Origin of the sequence: Sorangium sp. So ce1504 (assembly GCF_051521635.1) — a bacterium.
In the GTDB taxonomy this organism is placed as follows: domain Bacteria; phylum Myxococcota_A; class Polyangia; order Polyangiales; family Polyangiaceae; genus Sorangium; species Sorangium cellulosum_B.
The window spans coordinates 10,081,541-10,104,240 of record NZ_CP150365.1; the positions used below are offsets into that span (position 1 = coordinate 10,081,541).

The 22,700-nt window shown below is 71.0% G+C and carries 16 protein-coding genes and 1 pseudogene; 9 read left to right on the forward strand and 8 right to left on the reverse strand.

Going from position 1 to position 22,700, the window contains the following annotated elements:
* Nucleotides 1-7 precede the first annotated feature (7 nt).
* The 5 genes from WMF39_RS37955 to WMF39_RS37975 all read right to left on the reverse strand — a co-directional run bounded on the left by WMF39_RS37955 (nucleotide 8) and on the right by WMF39_RS37975 (nucleotide 6,899).
* Nucleotides 8-1,348, reverse strand: coding sequence for a cytochrome B6 (locus WMF39_RS37955; RefSeq protein ID WP_437748086.1), 1,341 nt, complete (start codon nucleotides 1,346-1,348; stop codon nucleotides 8-10).
* 609 nt (nucleotides 1,349-1,957) lie between these two features.
* Complete coding sequence (locus WMF39_RS37960) at nucleotides 1,958-2,659, reverse strand: thermonuclease family protein (protein WP_437741350.1); 702 nt, start codon at nucleotides 2,657-2,659, stop codon at nucleotides 1,958-1,960.
* 338 nt (nucleotides 2,660-2,997) lie between these two features.
* Complete coding sequence (locus WMF39_RS37965; protein ID WP_437741351.1) at nucleotides 2,998-4,404, reverse strand: hypothetical protein; 1,407 nt, start codon at nucleotides 4,402-4,404, stop codon at nucleotides 2,998-3,000.
* A gap of 194 nt (nucleotides 4,405-4,598) precedes the next feature.
* Nucleotides 4,599-6,200 carry a S28 family serine protease gene (locus WMF39_RS37970; protein ID WP_437741352.1) on the reverse strand — a complete coding sequence of 534 codons (1,602 nt, stop codon included), beginning with the start codon at nucleotides 6,198-6,200 and terminating at the stop codon, nucleotides 4,599-4,601.
* A 180-nt stretch (nucleotides 6,201-6,380) separates the two neighbouring features.
* Complete coding sequence (locus tag WMF39_RS37975) at nucleotides 6,381-6,899, reverse strand: hypothetical protein (protein WP_437741353.1); 519 nt, start codon at nucleotides 6,897-6,899, stop codon at nucleotides 6,381-6,383.
* 1,293 nt (nucleotides 6,900-8,192) lie between these two features.
* Between WMF39_RS37975 and WMF39_RS37980 the strand changes: the two genes are divergently transcribed.
* The 8 genes and pseudogenes from WMF39_RS37980 to WMF39_RS38015 all read left to right on the forward strand — a co-directional run bounded on the left by WMF39_RS37980 (nucleotide 8,193) and on the right by WMF39_RS38015 (nucleotide 19,455).
* Entirely contained in the window at nucleotides 8,193-9,698 is a 1,506-nt protein-coding gene (locus tag WMF39_RS37980) for a carboxypeptidase regulatory-like domain-containing protein (protein WP_437741354.1), read from the forward strand.
* A gap of 241 nt (nucleotides 9,699-9,939) precedes the next feature.
* Nucleotides 9,940-10,269, forward strand: a complete 330-nt coding sequence (locus WMF39_RS37985) for a PadR family transcriptional regulator (RefSeq protein ID WP_437741355.1) — start codon at nucleotides 9,940-9,942, stop codon at nucleotides 10,267-10,269.
* Nucleotides 10,253-10,630 (forward strand): DUF1048 domain-containing protein, encoded by a 378-nt coding sequence (locus WMF39_RS37990; RefSeq protein WP_437741356.1) that lies wholly within the window; start codon nucleotides 10,253-10,255, stop codon nucleotides 10,628-10,630. The genes WMF39_RS37985 and WMF39_RS37990 overlap by 17 nt, the downstream gene beginning before the upstream one ends.
* Nucleotides 10,630-10,899, forward strand: a pseudogene (locus WMF39_RS37995) (ATP-binding cassette domain-containing protein); the annotation flags it as partial. The gene WMF39_RS37990 and the pseudogene WMF39_RS37995, both read left to right, overlap by 1 nt.
* 214 nt (nucleotides 10,900-11,113) lie before the next feature.
* On the forward strand, nucleotides 11,114-12,358 hold the full coding sequence (locus WMF39_RS38000) for a serine hydrolase domain-containing protein (protein WP_437741357.1): 1,245 nt from the start codon (nucleotides 11,114-11,116) through the stop codon (nucleotides 12,356-12,358).
* 503 nt (nucleotides 12,359-12,861) lie between these two features.
* Nucleotides 12,862-17,178, forward strand: coding sequence for a VIT domain-containing protein (locus WMF39_RS38005; protein WP_437741358.1), 4,317 nt, complete (start codon nucleotides 12,862-12,864; stop codon nucleotides 17,176-17,178).
* The gene (locus WMF39_RS38010) at nucleotides 17,175-18,434 is read left to right on the forward strand and encodes a hypothetical protein (protein ID WP_437741359.1); all 1,260 of its coding nucleotides are present in this window, start codon (nucleotides 17,175-17,177) and stop codon (nucleotides 18,432-18,434) included. Before WMF39_RS38005 ends, WMF39_RS38010 begins: the two co-directional genes overlap by 4 nt.
* A gap of 124 nt (nucleotides 18,435-18,558) precedes the next feature.
* Nucleotides 18,559-19,455 (forward strand): Uma2 family endonuclease, encoded by an 897-nt coding sequence (locus WMF39_RS38015; protein ID WP_437741360.1) that lies wholly within the window; start codon nucleotides 18,559-18,561, stop codon nucleotides 19,453-19,455.
* A 58-nt stretch (nucleotides 19,456-19,513) separates the two neighbouring features.
* On the opposite strand, the gene WMF39_RS38020 is transcribed toward WMF39_RS38015, so the two are convergent.
* The 3 genes from WMF39_RS38020 to WMF39_RS38030 all read right to left on the reverse strand — a co-directional run bounded on the left by WMF39_RS38020 (nucleotide 19,514) and on the right by WMF39_RS38030 (nucleotide 21,558).
* Complete coding sequence (locus tag WMF39_RS38020) at nucleotides 19,514-20,416, reverse strand: dienelactone hydrolase family protein (protein ID WP_437741361.1); 903 nt, start codon at nucleotides 20,414-20,416, stop codon at nucleotides 19,514-19,516.
* 63 nt (nucleotides 20,417-20,479) lie between these two features.
* On the reverse strand, nucleotides 20,480-20,887 hold the full coding sequence (locus WMF39_RS38025; protein ID WP_437741362.1) for a response regulator: 408 nt from the start codon (nucleotides 20,885-20,887) through the stop codon (nucleotides 20,480-20,482).
* A gap of 398 nt (nucleotides 20,888-21,285) precedes the next feature.
* On the reverse strand, nucleotides 21,286-21,558 hold the full coding sequence (locus WMF39_RS38030) for a hypothetical protein (protein WP_437741363.1): 273 nt from the start codon (nucleotides 21,556-21,558) through the stop codon (nucleotides 21,286-21,288).
* Between the two features lie 92 nt (nucleotides 21,559-21,650).
* Here WMF39_RS38030 and WMF39_RS38035 point away from each other — a divergent pair, with 92 nt between their 5' ends.
* Nucleotides 21,651-22,571: a protocatechuate 3,4-dioxygenase gene (locus WMF39_RS38035; protein ID WP_437741364.1), complete on the forward strand. Its 921-nt coding sequence runs from the start codon at nucleotides 21,651-21,653 to the stop codon at nucleotides 22,569-22,571.
* Nucleotides 22,572-22,700: the final 129 nt, after the last annotated feature.

The window sequence follows — 22,700 nt, forward strand, 5'->3', positions numbered from 1 at the left end:
TGCCTTTCTAGAGCACCCGCAGGAAGGCCGTGAGGTCGGCCTTCTCCTGCGCTGTCAGCTTCGTGCCGAGCACGAGGTTGAAGAACTCCACGGTGTCCTCCAGCGTGAGCAGGCGCCCGTCGTGCAGGTAGGGAGGGCTGTCCTTGATGCCGCGCAGCGGGAACGTCTTGATGGGGCCGTCCGCGGTCGCCATCCGTCCGTTGATGAGCACGGGCTTGAAGAAGCGCTCCGCCCGGAGGTTGTGCATCAGGTTGTCCGTGTAGTACGGCGCGGCATGGCACGTCGCGCACTGGCCCTTGCCGTTGAAGATCTGCTCTCCGCGGAGCTCCTCCGGCGTGGCCTTCGCGGGGTCGAGGCGCCCGTTCAACGCGAGCTTCGGCGCCGGGGGGAAGTCGAGGATCTCCTGGAACTCGGACATCGCGTGGACCTGGTGGCCGCGGTCCAGGATGTTGATCCCCTTCTTCACGGCGATGACGATGTCGCCGTCGAAGTACGCCCCTCGCTGCTCGAACTCGGTGAAGTCCTCGACGGTCTTGAGCGCGCGCTGCGAGCCGAAGAGGCGCTGGATGTTCACGCCGCGCAGGGTCGGGGTGTCGATCCGGTGACGGAACTCCTGCGGTCGGATGTCGCCCACGAGGTGGGTCGCGTTGTTCGTGTGCCCGTTGGCGTGGCAATCGAAGCAGGCGACGCCGAGGCTCGCCCTCTCCGAGCGCCGATCCGCGGTCGCGTTGAACTGCTGCTGCGGAAAAGGCGTGACGAGGAGGCGGAGCCCCTCGAGCTGCTTCGGGTTCAGGATCCCGTTGAAGAGCTCGTAGAAGTTGGCGATGGTGACGAGCTGCCCCCTGGAGACGTCGCCCAGATCAGGCCGCGTGGTGAGGTAGATCGGCGGCGGGAACTCGGAGACGACGTGGTCCGGCAGGTCGAAGTCGAGATCGAAGCGCGTGAGGTCGCGCCCTTCCTGGCGCTTGATCTCCTCGATCTCGAACTTCGGGAAGACCATCCCTCCCTCCGGATGGTTCGGGTGGGGCAGCGGCAGGAAGCCCTGCGGCCAGAGGCCCTGGTCCCGGATGGCGTCGGGCGTGAGCGCGGCCAGCGATTCCCACGTCGTCCCCTTCTCGAGCTTCACCCGGACGCCGCCCTGAACGGGCTTTCCGCGCGACATGGTGACCCCCGGCGCAGGGCGGTTGGCGAGGTCGTACCGCGCCTCGAGCAGCGTCTTCTGGCGCTTCATCAACGCGGGCTTGTCGGCCTTCATCCGGGCCATCAGCGCGGCGAACGGCTCCTTCTCGTCGACCGGCAGATAGCTCGTGCGCGGCGTGTCGGGGCCGGGCGGCGGATACGCGTTCATGGGCGCCCTCGGGCCCGTCGGCGCGACCGTTTCGGCCGTCCCCGGCGGCGCGCCACGCGTGCTGTCAGGCTCCAGAGGTACCGCCCCCGGCGTCGAGGCGCAGTTCACGAGACCGAGCGAGAGCGCGGCAGTGCACGCGACCATGCACGTGATATCCATTCTCTTCACAGGCATACGAGCGGCTCCTTCACGAGGGGTACGTCGTCAGCAATGGCTGGCCGAGCGCCCCGCCTCCCGGCGCGCGGAGCTCCCGCCCCGTGCACACGAAGGGCGGCTCGCCGGGCACACAGCCGAGGCGCCATGGGCAGTTCCGCCCGCAGGCGACTCCTGTGCCAGGGGCGCGCCCGCTGTGCGCTCCGTTCCTGATCAGGCGCGGAGCGGGGCAATTTGCGCGGGAGATCGTGCCTCCTCGCTCGGATCGGCGAACGAGCACGCCTCGCGCCATCGCGGGTCACCGTGCCCACGGAGCTCACGAGCGCGCTCCGTCCAGCCGATGTGCGGGGCGGCGCGAGGCAAACTGCCACGATCCGTGGCATCATGGCCCGCGTCGCGCCGCGTGCGCGACCGGGGCGCGCGCGCGGCGCGAGCGCGCGCCCCACGGCGGTCCGTTCAGCCGCCCTGTTCGCCCCGCTCCGGCTCGACGCGGAAGAACGGCGCCTTGACGTCCTTCGCGTCGAAGAAGAACACCCGATCCCAGACGGGGACCCGCTCCCGCTCCGCCAGATCGACCACCTCGCCTCGGGACAGGCTGCCGACGAGCTTCGCGCTCGACTGGCCTCGCATCCTCCACCGGAACTCGTACGGGAGCAGGACGCTGGCGTCGCCGAACATGCCGCGGCGCTCGGCGAAGCTCCGCCGCGCAGCCTCGGAGAGCTCCCGGGCATGACGGAGGTTCGGGGCGACGATGTAGGTCGTCGCAAGGCCCTCCTCCAGCATCTGCCGGTTGATGAGCCGACCGCGCGACAGGACGTATCCGAGGACGCGGCCGTAGGCGTCGAACGGCTGTTCGTCCGTCTGGATCTCGACCTCGGCGCCGTCGGGGAGCAGCTCGGAGAGCCGCTCGGCGGCCAGCTCGGCCCAGTAACCTTGCGAGGCGCCGAGGAAGTGCGTCTCCGGCGTATCGATGGAGAGCATACGGACAGGATGGATCACGCCGTGCTCGTCGCGCACGCGGAGCGTGTCGCCGTCGACCGTCCTCACCACCTCGGCGAGGAACCTGTCGCCAGGCAGCTCCCGGCGCAGCCCCCGCCTACGGGAGACAAGAGACACGTAGTCGATGAACCTCCGGAACTCCGGAAGCAATCCTGCCATCGCCCCCTCCTATGATGGATAGCCCCACAGAAACCGCCGTTCGCGCATCGCAGGGACTTTCGCCCTGCCCAGGCGGCCTGTTCCATGAAGATATAGAGAGGGCCCTGGCCCTATGAAAGCGCTCGCCGCGCCTGACCCGGGGAGCGCGAGGTGGCCTGAAGCGCCGGTCGGATGGGGAGGAAGAATTGAACGCAAAGGCGCAAAGACGCCAAAAGGCAAGAGGGAATATTTCCCCCTTCGCTCCCTTGGCACGCTGGCGTTCCAATCTTCTTCTGGCGGCTTCACGAGCTTTTCGTTCATCTCACCGGCGTCGCCGCGAGCCGGTCAGATAGCACCGCTCATCCCGCCGCCTTCCGGGCGTCGCCGGCGCCGATCTCCTCCAGCAGATCATCCTCGTCCTCCCCCGCGGACACCTTCTCCAGCGCCAGCCTCAGCTTCGGCTCGGCGCTCGCCTCGGCGGCGACGCGGATCCGTTTCTCCACCGCCTCGCCCCCGTGCGGGCGCGCCGCGAGCGCGGCGGCGACGCGCTGCTCCGGCGGCGCAGAACCGTCCTCGACGATGCGCAGCACCTCTTCGAGGTCGTTCCCCGCCGTCCGGTATCCGGTCCTGGCCACCAGCGACCCCAGCGCTTTCTTCCACTCGGCGAGCGGCCGGCCATTGCGCGCGATGACCTCCAGCAGCCGCGCCCGATCCTGCATCGCGACGGCGGCCTGAGCGGCCTGAATACGCTCGATCAGCGCCGTGGCCTCGGCGGGGCTGGCCGCCGGGACGGTGATCGACTCGCCGTGCCGCAGGCCGATCTTCACGAAATGATAGGCGCCGCCAACTCCCCCGCGGGTGAGCGCGACCTGGACGATGGCCCTGTGCGGGAGGAACCGCCGCCGGAACGCGCTCTTGACCATCACGCCGTCGGTGCCGATATGCGCCCAGCTCGGCGTCACCTTGGACCAGAGCCAGGCCGCGACGCCCAGGAGCGGCGCGAGCCCGCCCATTGCCACCATCGGACCGAGGGGCGCGATGGACCACTTTGCGATGGCCGTGAACAGCAGGATCAGCAGCGCCAGCGCACCCGGGGCGAGGATCAGGACGAAGAAGGCCAGGAGACAGCCCGCGATCTTGCGACCGCTGGAGTCCTCGCGGTACGTGCGCATCCGCACCGCGCGCGCCTGCGCCCCCGCCCCGGCCCGCGACAAGAGGTCGATCGCCTCCTCCTCCGAGGCTTGCTCGACGGCGGCGACGCGCCCATCCGAGAACGACAGCACCGCGGCGTGGCCGTTCGGCGTCCGCTCCGTCCAGCCGCCGGCGAGGCGCGCGAGCGGCAGACTGCTCTCCTTCGCTCCCTCCGCGATCAGCAGCCGCTCGCCCTCGATCGTCACGCTGCCGTCGCGGAGGCGGCGCTCGCCCGGTCCGCGGTCCGCGCCGGCGAACGACAGGGCGCTGGCGAAGTAGCTGCCAAGGCCGATCAGCGCGGCGAAGAGCGAGGCCTTCTCCATCCCGAGCACGGCTAGCCCCCACGGAGCGGCGAACGTGCCGACGAGCGATGCGACGACCACGGACCCGAGGAGGCGCTTGTCGCGGCGGGCGTCCTGCACCTCGACCTTGCAGAGTCGCTCGGGCGAAGCCGCCCCGGGAGCGTCCTCGCTCATTGCTGCAGCCGCATCGCCAGGATGTGCTCCCCGTGGTCCGCGGTGATCATCGGTCGAGGTTAACCCGGGGTCATCCAGCCGCACCAGCGCCCGCAGCAATCGCCGGCAACATCGTCGTGGTCGCCTGGCAGCATGAGGGCCACGGCCCCGGATTCCCCTGCTCCCAAGCCATCGTGGTGAAGAAGCACGGCCGAGCCGGCGCCCTGCGCTGGAGCAAGTTCTTCGAGGGCGCGGACATCACGGTGCCGGGCGGCGGCTCCGCGAGCGGCGTCGCGATCGAAAAAGACAAGAGATCAGAGAGCGAATCGCGGGCGCAGCATGCGCGGAGAGCGGGGGACGGCAGCGCGCAAGGGCTGCGCCGTCACGAGCGACCGTGGCACACCCGCCCACCGGGCGAGCGTCGCCACCGCGGCGTCCCTGTCGGCCGGGGCGAGGCCGCCGATGTGCGCGCCGTGGTTAGCGCCCGGCGCGAAATAGCGGTACGAGTCCACCGCCGCGCCGAGATCGAAGGCCCCGGCAGACCAGGGGTCGTTCTCGCCGTAGATGAACAGGAGCTCGCTGCCTTCGGTGGCGACCCAGCGCGCGACGTCCTCCATCGCGGCAGGCGAGAACTCCGGCTCGATGGGGATGGTCGGCAGGCGGTCGACCGACCCCCAGTCGAACGTGAGCAGGTCAGCGATATCAGCGGTGTCGGGCAGGGGGGCGCCGAGCTCTGTGTAGCATTGCCAGTAGTACGGCTCGAAGGCGAGATACGCAGCATCGGCGCCGGCGCTCACGGGAGAGATCAGGCCGAGGGCCAGCCACAGGTCGTCGTCGGACGCCGACACATCCGGGATCTGGCCGCAGGTGGCCTCGAGCGAGTAGAGCCAGAAGTAGGATGGGAGCCATATCACAGCGCTCTCGAGCTGCGCCTCCACGCCGAACAGGTCGTAGGTCAAGCCCAGCGCGTCCGCCTCCGTCTCCGCGCGCTCGAGCATGGCCGGGCGCCGGAGCAGCACCTCGCGCCGGAACGCGGCGATGCGCTCGCGGCAGTCGGCCTCGCCGACCTGGTTCAGGAAATCGATGTAGCGTGGATCCTCCACGCCGTGGCTGAGCGGAGCTACGTAGGCCACCGTGCCGTCGACGTCATCGGGGTAGAAACGACGATGGTAGACGGAGGTCATTCCCCCCTTGCTCGCCCCCGTGGAGATCCATCTCCCGGTGTAGATCGTGCGGAACGCTTCGACGACGCGGTGGTGATCGGCGGCCGCCGCTTCGATCGTCATCTTGGTCCAATCCGCCGGCTCCGGGCGTGACGGCGTGAAGAACCGGTGCTCGATGTAGATCTGGTTTGCGTTCAAGAGCGCAGTGGGCTCTTCGATGTACTGCTCGGGGAGAAACAGCGAGTAGCCGGTCGCGGCGAGCACGAGCGGCGCGCTCGAGTCGCGGTGGTGCAGCGCGAGCCGCTGCCGGAAGCGCTCGCCGCCCGGGGCATCGTGATCGACAGGCTGTTCGAGCTCGATGACGAAGAACCGATAGCCGGGGATCCTGGACGCCTCTTCCGTGACCTCGGCGACGTCGAGCGCGCGCAGCTGATCCAGGATATCCACCGCGGCGCCGCCGCCGCCGGCCGACCCGCCCACGCCGCCAGCGCCGCCGCCCGTCGCGCCGCCGCCACCTGTCGCGCCGCCGCTGCCGTCCGTTGCGCCGCCGCTGCCGCCACCGCCGTCGGTCGCGCCGCCCTCGCCGGTCGAGCCGCCGCCGGTCCCGGCGCTCGCGCTTGTGCTCGAGCTCGCGGAAGATGTCGTCGAGGCGCTCGCCTCTCCGCTGCCGTCGTCTCCGCAGGCGGCGACGGCCGCCAGTGCGAGCGATATCAAGAAGGCCGCGCTGCTGTTCTGAATCGTCCGGTCGGCCATCGTGGCGGCAGCGTGCCCGATCGGCGTTCGGAGCGGCGTGGCGCAGCAAGATTTCCACGTTGCGGGTGAGCCATCCCGGATCAGGCGCCCGGATCACCGTGGCAGATCGACGAGCTTGACCCCACTCCTGGGCGTTGGCGGGCGGCCCGGCGTGGCGTGGCGTGTCGAGGCGAGCGCCGGTTATTCACAAGTCCAGGCGCCCGCGCGCACGATCATGCCCGTGGCGCAAGCCCATCGCTCCGCCGTGACGGCCTCGATGACGCAGGACGCCGCTCTCGCGTCGATGTCAGGATCCTGTGTCCCGACGGCGCAGCCCATTTCATCGAACTTGACCGCTAACCCAGCGCCGCACGGAAAGTTCGTGGCGATGACGCAATCCTCGCCGATCTCCAGCAGGTGCTCCGTCGCAACGTCTTCGGAGGTGTCTCCAGCTTCGCAGAACACCGGGCGCTCTGCGCAGGGCGTGAGGCCCTCGAGCGGGATGGGATCGAACTCTCCCTCCGAAGCGATGATCCCACCGAAGTCCGGGTCCCGGACGCCGCCCCGGCCTCCAGTGCCGCCCGAGACGTCCGGAACACCCGTGCCGCCGGCGCTGACGCCTGCCTCCGGGTCGCTCGCTTCACAGCCGAGACAGCTCACGACGGAAATTACAAGCAATCGATGTGTCCATTGCATGGTCAGAGCATAGAGAGCTTCCATGCGGAGCACAACGCGACCCGCCGCGCAGGGCCCCCCCGACCCAACCCAGGTTGTGGCGACCCGGAACCGCGGTTGTTCGAGGCGAGTCACGTCGCGGATTTCGACCCTGACCAGGCGGCCTGTTTCATGAAGATATAGAGAAGGCCCTGGCCCTCTGAAAGCGCTCGCCGCGCCTGACCTGCAGGACGCGAGGTGGCCTGAAGCGCCGGTCGGATGGAGAGAAATATTTGAACGCCAAGGCGCAGAGGCGCAAAGACACCAAAAGACAAGAGAGAATATTTTCCTCCTTCGCTCCCTTGGCGCGCTGGCGTTTCAGTCTTTTTCTGGCGCCTTCACGAGCCTTTTCTCTTCTCGTGGCGTCTTGGCGTTCAAATCTTCCTCTCCTCTTCTCTTGGCGTCTGGGCGGCTCGCAGCTCGTCCCCACGCCAGGCTGCAGCCGGGTGAACGCCGCTCGCCATCCCGCTCCGGCTTGGGGCTACGCTTCCTGCGCGCTTTCCCGTTACGATGACCAGCGCGATCGCTTCGGTAGGTCGCCGGGGGGCATGGGACGTCTGCATGCGGCCCCGCGCTGGGCTCCCGGGGGCGATGGCCGCCTCGCGCATGCCGAGCCCACGGTGCGAGTTGAGCCGACCCTGATCTCGGTCTTGCACTGGGGGCGGCCGTTCGACGGGGAGTTGTTCGCGACGTCGCGCTACGTCGAGTGGGCCTTGCTCATGAAACGCACCTTCGGGTTCGATGCTTTGCGATGCCCGAGATGCGAACGGAAGATGCGCGCGCTTTCCACGATCACGGACCCAAAGGCCGTGCGCCGCATCCTCGTTCATCTCAACCTCCCCTCACACCCGCGAACGGCAGCACCCGCACGCGACCCAACGTGGGAACCGATGGCGTTCGGGCTCGACGCCGCATAGCTGGGCACACCGCCCGAGCCCGTCATGGCGAGCGCTCGCCGCGGTCGTCGAGGCACAGCTGCGCCCGGAGCACGGCGCGCCGGCCCTGCGACGGGGCAAGCGGGTGTTCGGATGGGCGAACGACGGCTCGCCCGGCGCCGTCCCCGCGGGGCTTGACTCGGGCGAGAGTTCTACCGTTTCCTATCCGGCGCGGCGCGCGCGTCCGCCGGAAATCACGTGCTCCGGCGCCGAGAAGACGCCGCGCAGGCGCTCCGCCTCGTGGAAAGCCTGTGAAGTAATGTAAAACCTCTTGACGGACCGGGGCTCCGACCTTCTTAGAGGCCCAAGATCGGGCGAGCACGGCCGCGCGCCCGTTCCACCTGTCGTGAAAGGATCCTTGTCGATGAAAACCAGGTTACGCCCCTTGCCCTCTCGCCTGCTCGCGCTCTCTGCCCTTGTCCTTTCGTCCTGCGGAGTCGAGCCGCTCGAGGAGCAGCCATCCTTGGACATCGCCGAGGCTGCGTTGAACGGCGCCGTCGCGATCGCGGGGCACGTCGGCAACGACACCTCGAATGCAGGGATGAGCGGCGTCATCGTCCAGCTCAGCGGCGCTGCGAGCGCGCAGGCCGTCACCGACAGCCACGGCAACTTCCTCTTCACCGGCTTGCCCGCGGGCACGTACACGCTCACCCCGTCCAAGCCGGGCGCGACGATCACGCCGAGCTCGGTCAACCTCGGCAGCGTCACGGCCGATCGGATCCAGAGCTTCACCTGCGCCGGCGCCTGCGGCGCGGGCCCGGCCCTCGATCCTTACAAGGAGATCGCGATCGTCGATCCGTCGGTCACGCAGGACGCGCGCACCTCGAACGCGACGGGCGGGCCCTGGAGCTTCCGGTACCTGATCGAGCAGATGACCCCGAGCGGCGTCGATCCTGCGGATTTCGTGGCGGAGTGGCTGGAGGGCTTCCAGCCGCTGACGATCAACGGCTATCCCACGACGAACCGGGGGACGCTCTCGCTACTGAACCTCTGGCCGACGCGGCCGGACGGCAAGCTCGACGTCGCGCAGGCGCCGTTCCGGCTCCTCGGCATCTTCAACCGGACCGACCTGCACGCGAGCGGCAGCGGCGAGGCGCGCTTCGTGTTCGGCATCGTTCCGCCGAATCACTTCATCGGTGGAATGACGGTGATCTTCGAGTACCGCCTGCCGACCAACTCGATCGCGCCGGACCGGCACAGCTGGATTGCCCGCTTCCACGCGCTCGGGCAGCACGCCTTCGGCGCCCAGTACAACCAGGAGCTCCAGGAGATCACGGATCTCTTCACGCAGCGCGGCGCCGAGCGCAGCACGATGGGCAACCCCAACGCGAGCGCGCTCGCCCAGCTCCGCACGAGCGAAGACCTCATGGGCGCTCCCTGGTCGTGGCGGGAGTTCCACCTCGTCCCCGAGCCGACCGGCTACCAGGCCTTCCTTCGGCTCGTGGAGACCGCCCAGACGCCGGACCAGCAGCTCAACGGCGACGCCGGCCTCGAGGCCTTCCTGCTCGCGAACCGCACCGGGATCATCGCCGGCGCGACGCCGCTTGACCCCTCGTTCCTCGGCGGCGAGGCGGAGGGCAACATCGTGCCTTCCGCCACGAAATGGGTCTTCCCCGGCGCGGACGAGCCGCTGCGCCACGCGTTCGCCGGGCAGACCTGCAACGGGTGCCATAACGCCGAGACCCAGCAGCTCGCCACCTTCTATCATGTGGCGCCGTTCGCGACCCCCGGCCCCGACGGCACCGGCGTCCTCTCGAATTTCGTCAAGCAGGTCGAGATCCCGCGGCGGGTGAGCTTCATGCAGAACCGGCTCAGCTGCAGCACCCTCGCGGGGGACTGCTCGCCAGGATCCGAGTCGGTCGCCCCCTGACCGTCCTCAGCGCGATCATCGCGAGCGGCCGCGCACCTCCCGGGCGACGCGAGCGGCGCCGGCGTCGTCGCCTGCGCTCGTCCGCCGGCCCGGAGCGCGGCGCCCGCGTCTACCATCCTCCTCGGATATGGATCTGCGACACCTTCACACCCTCGGCGTGCCACTTGGGGCTTGCTCCGCCACTATTCAGTGTTACTATGTACTGGTAGTCAGTAACGTTAGGTAGTTCGAGGAGCTGTTCGTGGGCAAGCAAATGACGGAAATGCTTAAGGGAATCCTGGAGGGCATCGTCCTCGCGATCCTGTCCATGCGGCCCGCGTACGGCTACGAGATCACGGCGCGGCTGCGGGCTCAGGGCTTCTCCGACATCGCCGAGGGCACCGTCTACGCCCTGCTCGTCAGGATCGAGCAGCGCGGCCTCGTCGACGTGGAGAAGGTCCCGTCCGAGAAGGGGCCGCCGCGCAAGGTGTACTCGCTCAACGCTCAGGGGCGGGAATACCTCGAAGAGTTCTGGAGGACCTGGAGCTTCCTCGCTGAACGGCTCGAACAGCTCCATGAAGGAGGCAGATGACATGTTCATCTCAAAGTTCATCTCGAAGGTGATCGGCGAGAAGGGGCAATGGCGGCAGTACAAGGCGCGCGCGAGACAACTTCCCGCGAGCTATCGCACGGCGGTCGATGCGCTGGAGCGGTACCTGATGTACTTCGGGACGGGGGGCGACGGGACTGCGATTTACGCGGACCTCGTCGACCTGTTCGAACAGAGCGCGGCGAACCGGACTCCGATTCGCCAGATCGTCGGGGAAGACCCCGTGGAGTTCATCGAGACGTTCGTCCGGAACTACCCGAAGGGTAAGTGGATCATCCGGGAGCGGGAACGGCTGACCAACGCCATCGAGCGCGCCGCCGAAGAAGAAGCGAGGGGAGTCTGATGACGACACAGCACGCACTCCACGTGCAGGGCCTGAAGAAATCGTTCAACGACCTGGAGGTGCTGCGCGGCGTGGACTTCGACGTGGCGCGGGGCAGCATCTTCGCCCTGCTCGGCTCGAACGGGGCGGGCAAGACCACGGTCGTGAGAATCCTGTCCACGCTGCTGCGGGCCGACGCCGGGACTGCCAGCGTCAACGGCTTCGATGTCGCCACGCAGGCTGCGGATGTACCGGCCTGGTTGGAGCTTCCCACGAACTACGGGAACGTTCGCAACGAGCTCCACGCTGCCAGCGCACCAGAGCCGAGCGAGGAAGCCGTCAAGATCCGTGCTCGGACGGGCTATGGCGACATCACGATTCACCGCTCTCTCGAAATACGAGCAGCAGCGGACCTATGACGTCAGCCCGCGAAGCACAGTGCCGTAAGCGTTGCGGCGCTGCGCATGCGATTCGTTTCAGACCCTCTAGAAAAGGCGGTGCAGCATGTTGGACACGACAAACGGGACAGTAGTGCAGGGACACGTCGAGGACGGCTGGGGGAAGGTGGCCGATGCCTTCCGCGGGAACTTCGAAGGGAGCTCCGGCGAGGTCGGCGCGGCGTGCTGCGTCTACGTGGACGGCCGTCCCGTCGTCGACCTGTGGGGCGGCCTCGCCGATCGCGAGGCGAACCGTCCGTGGGACGAGGACACCATCGCGTTGGTCGCCTCCACGACCAAAGGCGCTACCGCGATCTGCGCCCATCTGCTGGCACAGCGCGGCGAGCTCGATCTGGACGCTCCGGTGGTCCAGTACTGGCCGGAGTTCGGCGCTGCCGGCAAGGAGCATATCCCGGTGCGCTGGCTGCTCTCACACCAGGCCGGTCTGCCGGTCGTCGATGGTCCGCTGACATTCGAGGACGCCTGCGCCTGGCATCCGGTCATCCGGGCACTCGAGGCGCAGAAGCCGCTGTGGCAGCCGGGCACGGAGCACGTCTACCACAGCATGACCTTCGGGTTCCTGGTCGGAGAGGTCGTGCGGCGGATCACCGGCAAGTCGCTCGGCACCTTCTTCGCCGACGAGGTCGCTGCCCCGCTCGGGCTGAGCGCCTGGATCGGGCTGCCCGAGGAGCAAGAGGGACGGGTGGCGCGGATCGAGTACGCCGCTCCGTTCACGCTGGAGGAGATGACCGCCGGGATGATCGAGACCACCGGCCTCGATAGGGACACGGTCATCGCCTGGATGAACGCCGTGTGGGGTCCGGACTCCGTGCAAGCCCGCGCCGGCCAGCTCGGCGGCGCCTTCGATCCCGCCAGCGACTACATGAACACGCGTGCCTTCCGCGCTGCTGAGCTCCCCTTTGGGAACATGTTCACGAACGCTCGATCGCTGGCGCGGATGTATGCGGCCACGGTGAGCAAGGTCGACGGCGTGCAGCTGCTGAATCCGGCGACGGTCGAGAAGATGACCGTCGTCCAGACCGACAAGACGAAGATGAACGGGCTGCCGCCAGGACTGGACGTTCCAGCCGACCGCTCCTTCTACATGGCGCTCGGGTTCTGGCGGGCCTGCCCGCCGATGCCCTGGGCCGGGCCCGGGTCGTTCGGCCACCCCGGCTCCGGCGGATCGGTCGGCTTCGCCGACCCCGATGCCGGTGTCGGCTTCGGCTACGTCATGAACCTCTGGTCATTCCGGATCGGCGAACCGCGAGCGTCGAACCTGGCCGCGGCGGTCGCGGCCTGCCTCGGGTGACGGAGGCCTCACGTACAGAACTTCATGACGTTCTCGAGGAACTGGTACGCTCGACGAAGGAACGGTGCCGGCTGGGTTTTGAGGTGGCCCTGTAGAAAGGATGACCTCTTGGCTTGCCGATGTCGCACCGGGGGCGCGTCCGTCAAGCTGGTGTTTTTCCTCCTTCGCTCCGTTGGCGCGCTGTCGGTCAAATCTTCTTCTGGCGCCTTCACGAACTTTTTTTCTCTTCTCGTGGCGTCTTGGCGCCTTGGCGTTCCAATCTTCTTCTCCTCTCCTCTTCTCTTGGCGTCAGGGCGGCTCGAAGCTCGTCCCCACGCCAGGCGGCAGCCGGATGAGCGCCGCTCGCCGTCCCGCTCCGGCTTGGGGCTACGCTTCCTCCGCGCTTTCCCGTTACGATGACCAGCGCGATCGCATGGGTAGATCGCCGGGGGGCATGAGACGTCTGCATGCGGCCCCGCGCTGGGCTCCCGGGGGCGAGGGCCACCGCGGCGAGGAGGTCTTGTATGTCGTCGCACGAACAGGTAGAGCCGGCCGATACGCCGGCAGAAGAGGGCGCAGCGAGGGCGGGGGCCGAGCTTGCGCGCCGCAGGCGTGGCCTGCGCTTCCGGCTCGCGCTCGGGGCGATCGCGCTCGCCGCCAGCGTGACAGCGCTCGTCTTGACCCACGAGACGAAGCCCGAGAAGACCAGCGCCATCGGCGCGCGGCTCGAGCTGTCCTCGGGGGAGGTCACGCTCGCGGCGAACGCTCAGGGCGAAAGGAAGTCGACGGTGGTGTCCGGGATCCCGGTCCCGGTCGGGGCGAAGCTCGCGACCGGAAAGGGCGCGCGGGCGCTCGTCCGGCTCGCCGACGGCTCGGCGGTGTTCCTCCGCGCAGACTCGGAGATCGCGCTCCGCGCAGAGGGGCTCTCGATCGCCCAGGGCGAGGTCTGGCTCGACGCGCCGCCCGAAGGGCGCAGCGGGCTCTCGCACGCGCTCGGGGACGTCAACGTCTCGGCGGCCGACGCCGGCCTGTCGATGAGGCGCTCGGGCGACGCCGTGAGCGTGTACGTGGCGCGCGGGCTCGCCGTCGTCGCGGCCCCCGGCGGGCGCGTCGAGGTGCACGCAGGGGAGCAGGCGACGGTCGCCGGCAGCGCCGCGCCCAAGGTCGCGCCGCTCGCCTACTGGGAGGACTGGACCGGAGGCATGGGCGACCACCGGCCGCTCGCAGGCGAAGGCAGCGGATCCGGCCGGATCTACGGCGTCGACCTGCAGGGCGCCCCCGGGACGCAGGCGCGCACGCTCGAGATCAGCCGGCAAGCCGTGCGGGCCGTCCTGCGCGACGGAATCGCCGAGACCGAGGTGGACCAGACCTTCTCGAACCCGGGCGGACGCCAGGTCGAGGGCTGGTACTGGTTCACCGTGCCCGAGCGGGCGATCGTGAGCTCGTTCGCCGTGGAGACCAACGGCGTGCTCGTCGAGGGCGAGGTCATCGAGCGGAAGGAAGCGGCGCAGCGGTACCAGACCGCCGTGCAGACCGGCCACGAGCCGGCGCTGCTCGAGTGGGTCGACGGGCACAGCTACCGCGCCCGCATCTTCCCCGTGCCCGCCAGCGGCTCCCGGCGCGTCGTGCTGCGCTACGTGGAGATGCTCAGCGCGCCATCAGGTAAGCTTGCTTACGTTTACCCGATGCGCGCGAGCGAGCCCGTGCAGATCGGCGAGTTCTCCCTGTCCGTGGATCTCGGCCAGGCCGGCCAGGGGCTGCAGATCGCGACGCTCGCCGACGCGGTGATCGAGGACGGCGGGCGGCGGGTGAGCATGCGGCGGAGCGGCTACGAGCCGCGCGCGGACTTCCAGCTCGAGGCCTCCGTCAAGGTGAAGCCGTCGCCGCTGCGGGTGTCGCGCTTCGCCGCGGGCGAGGACCGCGCGGACTACGTGATGGCCAGGTACGTGCCCGACGTGGACTGGGCCGAGCTCGCGGAGCTGCCCGCCGACCTGGTCGTCGTGGTGGACACGTCGGCGTCGGCCGACGAGTCGGCGCGGCAGCAGAAGGCGGCGGCCGCCGAGGCGATCCTGCGGGCGATGTCGCCGTCGGACCACTTCGCGCTGATCGCGCTCGACTCGGCGCCGGCCGTCCTGCACCCGAAGGACGGGCTGGCCGAGGCGTCGGACAAGGAGATCTCCGCCGCGCTCACGCGGCTGGCCGAGCACGCGACGGGGGGCGCGACCGACCTCGGCGCGCTGTTCGAGTCGGCGCTCGGGCGGGTGCACGGCAAGGAGCAGCCGGCGGTCATCTACATCGGCGACGGGCTCGCGACGAGCGGCGAGGTGACGGGCGCGCGCCTCGCGGAGCGGCTCCGGCGCTCGCTCACGGGCTCGCGCGCGCGCTTCTTCACCGTCGGCGTCGGCGAGAACTCGAACCACGCGCTGCTCCGCGAGCTCGCGCGCGCCGGGGGAGGACAGGCGTTCCGGATCGACGAGGCCGAGGGCTCGACGTCCGAGGTGCTGCGCCTCGCCGGCGCGATCAAGACGCCGACCATCACCGATCTCGCGATCGACCTCGGCGCAGGGCTCGACGAGCCGATGCTCACCGCGAGCGGCAAGGTGTCGCGCGGCGAGGAGGTGGTGCTGCTCGCGCGCACGCACCACGCGCTGCCCACGAAGGCGATCGTGAAGGGGCGGCTCGCCGGGAAGGAGTACACCCGCGAGCACCCCATCGCGCTCGATCGGGGCGTCGGCGCGGCGCTGGTGCCGCGCTTCTGGGCGGCCGAGAAGATGCGGCGGCTGCTCGCGGACGGCGACGACATCGAGGCGCACCGGGGCAAGGTGGTCGAGCTCGGCCTCGACTACGGGCTGATCACGCCGTTCACGAGCACGCTGGCGCTCGAGAGCGAGCAGGCCTACGTGAACCAGGGGATCCGGCGGCGGCGCTCGCCGCTCCGGGGCGAGCGGCTGACGGCGCTCACGCCCCAGCGAGAGCGCGAGCTCGCGGCGCTGCTCGCGCCGCCCTCCGCGGCCGTCGCCGCCGGGTGCTCGAGGAGCGAGCCGAGCGCGGCCTACGAGGAGAGCTCGGCGAAAGAAGGCGGCTACGGCGCGAGGGCGCAGGCGGCGGCGCCAGCGCCGGCGATGGCGCCGGCGATCGCGGAGCAGGGCAACGAGCGGGGCCAGAGCCTCAAGGGAGATGTCGCCGCGCCCAGCGCCACGCTGGCGGCCCCGCCCCCCGCGCCCGAGGCGGCGCGCCCGGCCGAGGAGGCGGAGCAAGAGCCCCTGCGGCAGAAGCAGGAGGCCGCGGCGAACCAGCCGGCCGCCCCCCGCCCGCCGGCTGCGCCCATGAGCGCACCGGCGGCCGACAAGCCGTCCGAGCTCGCCACGATCGGCTCGACCGGCTTCAAGCGCGCGACGGGCGGCGGCGGTGCGATCACGCCGTCCGACGCCATCCCGCGCCTGGAGAAGGCCCGCAAGACAGCGCCCGCGGCGGTGCGCCCCGCTTCCCGGACCTCCCCGCCGCCGAGGCGCCCGCAGGTCGCGATGGCGCCGTGCAGCGACGCCGCGCGGCGGCCGCTCGCCGAGCGCATCGTCGTCTGGTCGAAGCGCCTCGCCCGCGCCACGACGGCGGAGCAGCTCATCGCGCGCTACGAGGGCGCGCTCACGACCTGCGAGCTGCCGGACTGGCGATCGAGGGCCGCGCTCCTCTCGCTCCTCCAGGCGAGGGTGTCCACCGAGGGCGGCGCCGAGGCGCTGCTCGCCCGGTTCGCCGGCGAGCCCGAGGCGCAGCGGTTCATCGCGCACGCGCTCCTCAGGCGGAGCGTGGACCCCGCGATCTCCGCGGCGGTGCGGCGCACGCTCTTCGGGGGCGTCGATCCCAGGGCCAGCTGGGCGCTCCTCGACGAGCGGCTCGCGGCGCTCCCGGCGGTGGACGAGCGGCTCGCGCTGGTGCGGCAGGCGCTCACCGACCGGCCCGACGATCCGGAGGGGGAGATCCGGCGGGTGCGCCTGCTCGCGGAGGCGGGCCGGAAGGACGAGGCGCTCGCCTACGGGCGGCGGCTGCGCGACCGCGGCTTCATGAGCCCGGCGCTCGCGCTCGATCTCGGCGACGTGCTCGCGTCGAGCGGCTTCGAGGCGGACGCGCTGCGCACGTACTCGGAGGTCGTCGAGTTCGATCCGACGAGCCCCGCGTCGCGCGCGATGCTCGGCGACGTCTACCTCCGGCACGGCTGGTACGCGGCGGCGTACCGCCAGTACACGACGCTCACGGACCTCGCGCCGGCCGAGCCCCAGGGCTGGCTGCGGCTCGCCGCGGCGGCCGCGGGCAGCGGGCGCGTCGACGAGGCGCTCCGCATCCAGCGCAAGGTCGCCGCCGCGGAGGGCACGCCGGGGCCCGACGATCCGCGCGCGTGGGCGCGGCTCCTGTCGGCGGCGCGCATCGGCCGGCTGCTCGCCGGGGGCGGCGGCGCGGCCCCCGCGGCCGGCGCCGAGGCCGAGAGCCTCGCCCGCAAGCTGAAGGAGCTCCAGCTCTTCAGCGGCCCCGGGGCGCTGCGCGTCGTGCTCTGGGAGGACTACGCCGCGGAGCTCGCCCTCGCGGCGCGGGACGGCCAGGTGGACGCGGCGCTCGGCGACGGCACCTTCGCGCCGGCGGTCGGGCTCGCGGCGGTGCAGCTGCCCGCCTCGGAGCTCGCGCGCCTCGAGTGGCGCGTCCGGTTCCGCAGCGATCCGCCGGGGAGGGACGTGCGCTTCGTGGTGACGACGATCGTGTGGGACGGGGCGTCGTTCCAGGTGACGAGCGCGCCGGGGTCGATCGGCGCGAAGGACCGGGAGGTCGCGCTGGCGAGCGGCGCGCTGCCATGATCGACGTCTCGCTGCTCGGCTGGCTCCTCGTCACGCTGACGTCGCCGCTGGCGCTCGTCCTGCTGCTCGCGGCGCTCGGCTCGGTGGCCTACCTCGGCGTGACGGCGCTCGAGGCCGCGCCCCGCCAGCGCGGCGCGCGCGCGGTCGGCACGGGCGCGGCGGCCTGCGCGCTCGCGGCCGGGATGGTCGGGCTGCGCGTGGGCGCGGGCGCGGGCGCGGCCGTCCCGACGGCCGCCGTGGGGATCGCCGCCGCGGCCGCGCTCGGGGCGACCGCGGCGTGCGCGTGGACCTTCGGCGCCCGCGCCGCGGCTGCGCTCGGGGCGGCGCGGGCCCGCCGGAGCGCCGCGGCGCTGCGGGCCGGCGACGAGCGGCGCCGGCTGCTCGCGGCGAGCCAGCGCGCGTACGCCGAGGGAGACGACCTCGCCGCCGAGACGGCGGCGGCCGACGACGCCGTCGCGCGGCTGCGCGCCGCGGTGGGCGCGCTGACCGGCGCGCGCGCCGCGCTCGAGGCGAAGCGCGCCGGCGCGCAGGACGCGCCGCCATCGGAGGAGCGACCGGAGGCGAGCGCGCTCGCCGAGGACCTCGCGCGCGCGTGCGACGAGGCCGCGCTGAAGCTGTCGATGGGCCAGCGGGTGCTCGCCGCCGCGGAGGCCGCGGCGCTGCGGATCGCGTGCAACGCGCCGCTCCGGCGGCTGCTGCGGCGGCGGCCGCGCGAGGCGACGCAGGCGCTCGCGACCCTGGGCGCGGGCGCGCTCGCGCCGGCGGCGGCGTCGATCGAGGCGTTCCTCGGCGAGGTGCGGGCGGCGCGCGCCGAGGTCGTGGAGATCGCGGAGCGGCGCGCGCCGGGCGCGCCCGGTGCGCCCGGCGAAGACGGCGCGACCGGCCCAGAGGGAGCGGAGGGCCCGGCGGCGCTCGCGTTGCGCGAGCTCGCCGCGATGGAGTCGGCCTACGGCGCGCTGCTCGAGCGGCTGCGCCTGGCGGAGCTCCACGCTTCGGCGCGCGCCTCTGTCGAGCAGGTCGAGAGCGCGGCGGGCGCGCTCTCCGCGACGGCGAGGGCGGCTGCGATCGACCCGGGGGCGATCGGCGCGCTCGTGACGGAGATAGCGCGCGCCGAGTCGGCCGTCGCCGCCGCCGCGCCGGAGGCCGGGGGCTCGCGCGCGCTCGCCGAGGCGCTCGCCGCGGGCTCGGTGGCGCTCGATCGGAGCGACGCGACGTCGCTGGCGGAGCTCATCGCAGCGCTGCGCGAGCTCCGCTGAGGCGATGAGCGACGGCCGCCCCTGAAAATCACACGCAAAACGATGCCTGGCCGTAACGGGTCACCTTGGCGCCCGGCGCCCTGGGAGCCTCCCCGAGCGAGGTGGGTTGAGCTAGGCTTCGCGTGTGGTTCAGGCCCTCCCCACCGGCTATCTCTTCGACCCTGCCGACCCGCGCGCGCCGACGAGCGAGCAGTGGGCGCGGATGACCCCGGCCGAGCGCGCGCGCGTCGTCGATATGCTCCCCGCCGAGGTCCCGCTGGAGCTCATGCCTCCCGAGGGAGACCCGCACCGCAAGGCGAAGCGCGACGCGCTCGACGCCCTGGACGGCTTCTTCCGCCGCACCGCCCGCAAGATCTATCTCTCTTCCGAGCTCGCCGTCTTCTACCCCGGCGAGCCGCGGTTCGCGCCCGACCTGCTCGCCGTGATCGACGTCGAGCCGCACGAGCGCATGCGGTGGGTGGTCGACCACGAGGGCAAGGGGCTCGATCTCGTGATCGAGGTCCACGTGGCCGGCAGCCGCACGAAGGATCACCAGCTCAACGTCGACCGCTACGCCCGGCTCGGCATCCACGAGTACTTCCTCTTCGACCGCGCCCGCCTGCGCCTGCACGCCTACAGGCTGCCCGCCGCCGAGGAGAGCGACCCGTCACGCCCGCGCGCCTACCAGCGCATCGTGCCTCAGGCTGGCCGGTTCGCCTCCGAGGTGCTCGGCCTCGATCTGCTGCTCGACGGCACGCGCCTCCGCTTCTTCGCGGGCAACGCCCTTCTCGAGGACGCCGATGAGAGGATCGCCCGCCTTGGCGGGATGCTCGATCAGGTCATCTCCCACCAGGAGGAAGCGCAGCGCGTCGCCGAGGAGCTGGCCGCGGAGCTCGACAGGGAGCGGCGCCTGCGCGAGGAGGAGCAGCGCCTGCGCGAGGAGGAGCAGCGCCTGCGCGAGGAGGAGCAGCGCCTGCGCGAGGAGACAGAGAAGCAGCTGGCGCAGGCGCGCGCGGAGATCGAGCGGCTCAAGTCCCGCTGAGCGCCTGGCCGGCGAGGAGGATGGCCGCCCGAGCCCTCCTCGCCAGCCACGCCGCTCCTTACCCCTTCAGCTTCGCCGCCAGGAACCGCCGCGCCTTCTCCCACGCGTCCGCCGCGGCCTTCGTGTTGTACCGCTCTCCCGACGGGTTCGCGAAGGCGTGGTCGGCGTCGTACCGGAGCACCCCGTGCTCGATGCCCGCGTCGTGGAGCGCCTTGTCGAAGTCGTTGACGACCTCGGGCGGGATGCCCTTGTCCTGGTTGCCGAAGATGCCGAGCACGGGCGCCTTGATCGCCTTGAGCTGCGCGGGGTCGGTGACGAGCCGGCCGTAGTAGATCACGGCCGCGTCGAGCTCGGGCTCGTTCAGCGCGAGCTTGAGCGACCACGCGCCGCCGAAGCACCACCCGATCGAGGCCGTGCGCGGCGCGAGGACGCGCGCGTCCGTCGTGAGGAAGCGGTGCGCCGCGCGCACGACCTCGATCCCCTTCGCCTCGTCGACCGCCTTCATCGCCGCCATCGCGTCGTCCGGCGTGGTCGCTACCTTGCCGCCGTAGAGGTCCACGGCGAGCGCCGCATACCCGTCCTCGGCGAGGCGATCGGTCCAGTGCTTGATGTGCTCGTTCAGGCCCCACCACTCGTGGATGACGACGACGCCCGCGATCGGCGGCTTCGCGTCCCGCGGCAGGCTCAGGTACGCCTTCGTGCCAGCCACCTCGACCGTCTGTCCTCGCGCGGGCGGGGCCTTGTCCGCCCTGAGCTGGTGGAGGGCCTTGAAGTCCTCCTCCGAGAGCAGCCCGGTCGGCCCGACTTCACCGGGCGCGCCGGACGACGCCGGCGCCGGCGCGGCGGCCGCGGGCGGCGGCTCGACGCGGGGCGCGGGAGACGAGGCAGAGCAGGCGGTCGCGACGAGCAGCGCCAGCGGCGCAGCCACGCGGAAGCGGCGTAGGTGGGACAGGAGCGTCATGGCGCGCACCCTACCAGCTCGGAGCGGTGCGCCGGAAGCTTCGCCGCGAGGCGTCGCGCCCGCCTACGTCGCGACGCGCAGGCCCAGCTGGCTCGACGCGACCCCCCGCCGGACGGCGGACGTCAGCGTATCCGGGGCGAACGGCTTGGCGACGAACGCATGGGCGCCGAGCCGGAACGCCCGCTCCCGCTCGCGCGGCGAGGACATCGACGAGACGATGACGACCGCGACGTCGCGATGGTGCCGGCTCTGCCGGATGAAACGGATGAGCTCCAGGCCGTCGATGTCCGGCAGGTGGATGTCGATGATCACCGCGTCGTAGGCGCCCCCGTGCATCCGCCGGAGCGCCTCGAACCCGCTCGCCGTCTCGGCGACCTCGACCGCCGGCCCGAGCTCTGGCGCCCCCTCGAGCGCCGCTCGCATGTAGGTCCGCATCGCGGCGGAGTCGTCGATGAGGAGGATGCGGGTCATGCAGGGGGTCCGGCTCGAGCTCTCGAGGGGGCGCCTAGTACACCACAAACGGCAAAATCAGAAGCGTTTGTCGGCCTTCCGACAGGAGAGCGCGTCCCCGGCGGCGCCCCTGAGCCCTCCACGCCCGCCTGCGCGCCGGTCAGGTGCCCCGCGGCGGCCTCCGAGGACCGGCCTGGCCCCTCCTCGAGCCCGTGCCGTGATCACATCGGCGCGTTCCGGGAATTCGTCTGAGTCACACAGGAAACCTTGTGCGCTCCGCGCGCACTGCACTTCTTCGCCAGAGCTGCTTCGATGAGAGCCCTGGCTCTGCCACGATAGAGCTGGACGGGGCGAGAAAGAGACGATTTGCGGTACGTCGCTCCGCTACCGCGCACCTCGGCGCGTCGCCCGGTTCTTGCTTAGGAGGGCCAAGCCCGTATGTCCTTGAAGCACTGTCTCACCGTGAACAGCGGGTGGGGCAGCCTGTCCTCGGGCAGCTTCGGTACCCGTGCTCTCCGACCCATCCTCGGCGCGCTCATCCCGTCGCTCGTCATGGTGGCGCGCCAGTCCGAGACCGGGAACAGCGATGACGCGCCCGATGACGATGACGCGGCGTCGACGAGCGCCTCCTCGGCGACCAGCGGCGCTGGCGGCGTCGACCACGGCCCCACCGTCAGCCACGGCGCCAGCATGGGCAGCCCCGGGGCGGGACGCCGCTCCCTGTCCGGTCAAGCCAGGGTGATTGCACGGGTCAGATCAGCGACTCATCGAAGGAGACCGTTGTATGCGTAATAGCCAAGGAGCCGTGCCGCGAGAGCTGCTCGACTGGGTCTTCAACCGTCGGCAGCCCCTCGTCAAGCTCGGGGCGTTCGCCATCACCAAGCCCGTACTCGTGTCCTGCAGGGAGGACGACGAGAGGGGCGGCGACCTGAGCGGGAGCGGCACCGGCGGCGGAGAGGGCGCGTGGAGCGGCCCTGGTAGCTCGGGCAGCTGCACCGCCGGCCCCTTCGCCACCAGCTCGAGCAGCGCCGGCGGCGGCGTGGGCGCAGGCGGCGCCGACGCGCTGGATCCGTCGATCTTCAAGGGCGCCGGCAGCTGCCGAGTGACCGCCACGGACATCGGGGGTCCGTTCTTCATCGACGACCGCGAGATCCCGAACGACATCAGCCTGTTTCGCAGCGACATCCGGGACAACCACCCCGGCTGCGAGCTCCGGCTCTATGTCCGCCTGCTCGACGCCCGGAACAACCACGAGCCCATCCCCGACGCCGAGGTCTACATCTGGCACTGTGACGCGGATGGGCAAACCAGCGGCCTCGAGCATCAGAGCCCCTCCACGCCGTCCACGGGCGCGGCCGAGCACACGCCGGAGAGCCAGGATCGGTTCTGCCGCGGCGTGCAGCTCTCGGACCGCAACGGGATCGTGGGCTTCAAGTCGATCTATCCCGGGTCGGACGCGGGGCGGCCGGTCCACGTCCACATGGTCGCTCGCATCAACGGAGCCACGACAAGGCTGATCACGACGCAGCTCTATTTCGACGCGGACCTCAGCGTGGAGGTCTTCCAGAAGGAGCCAGCCTACGCGGCTCGCTCGGCGAACCTCCCGGCGTCCAGCCTCAATCCGCCGCCTGGCAAGGTGGTCATGCCGACCACGTACACCTCGGGGCTGATCACCAGCATTCTCAACATCATCGTCGATGCCTGAGCGCACGGGTGTCTCGCCCAGGGGGCAGTGCGTCACGCCCTCGGCTCGACCCGGGCCCCCCTCGGCGAGCCGGGACCGCGCCTGCCCGCTGCCTGTTGAACGTCACGAAATTTCGAGGAAACAGGGCAC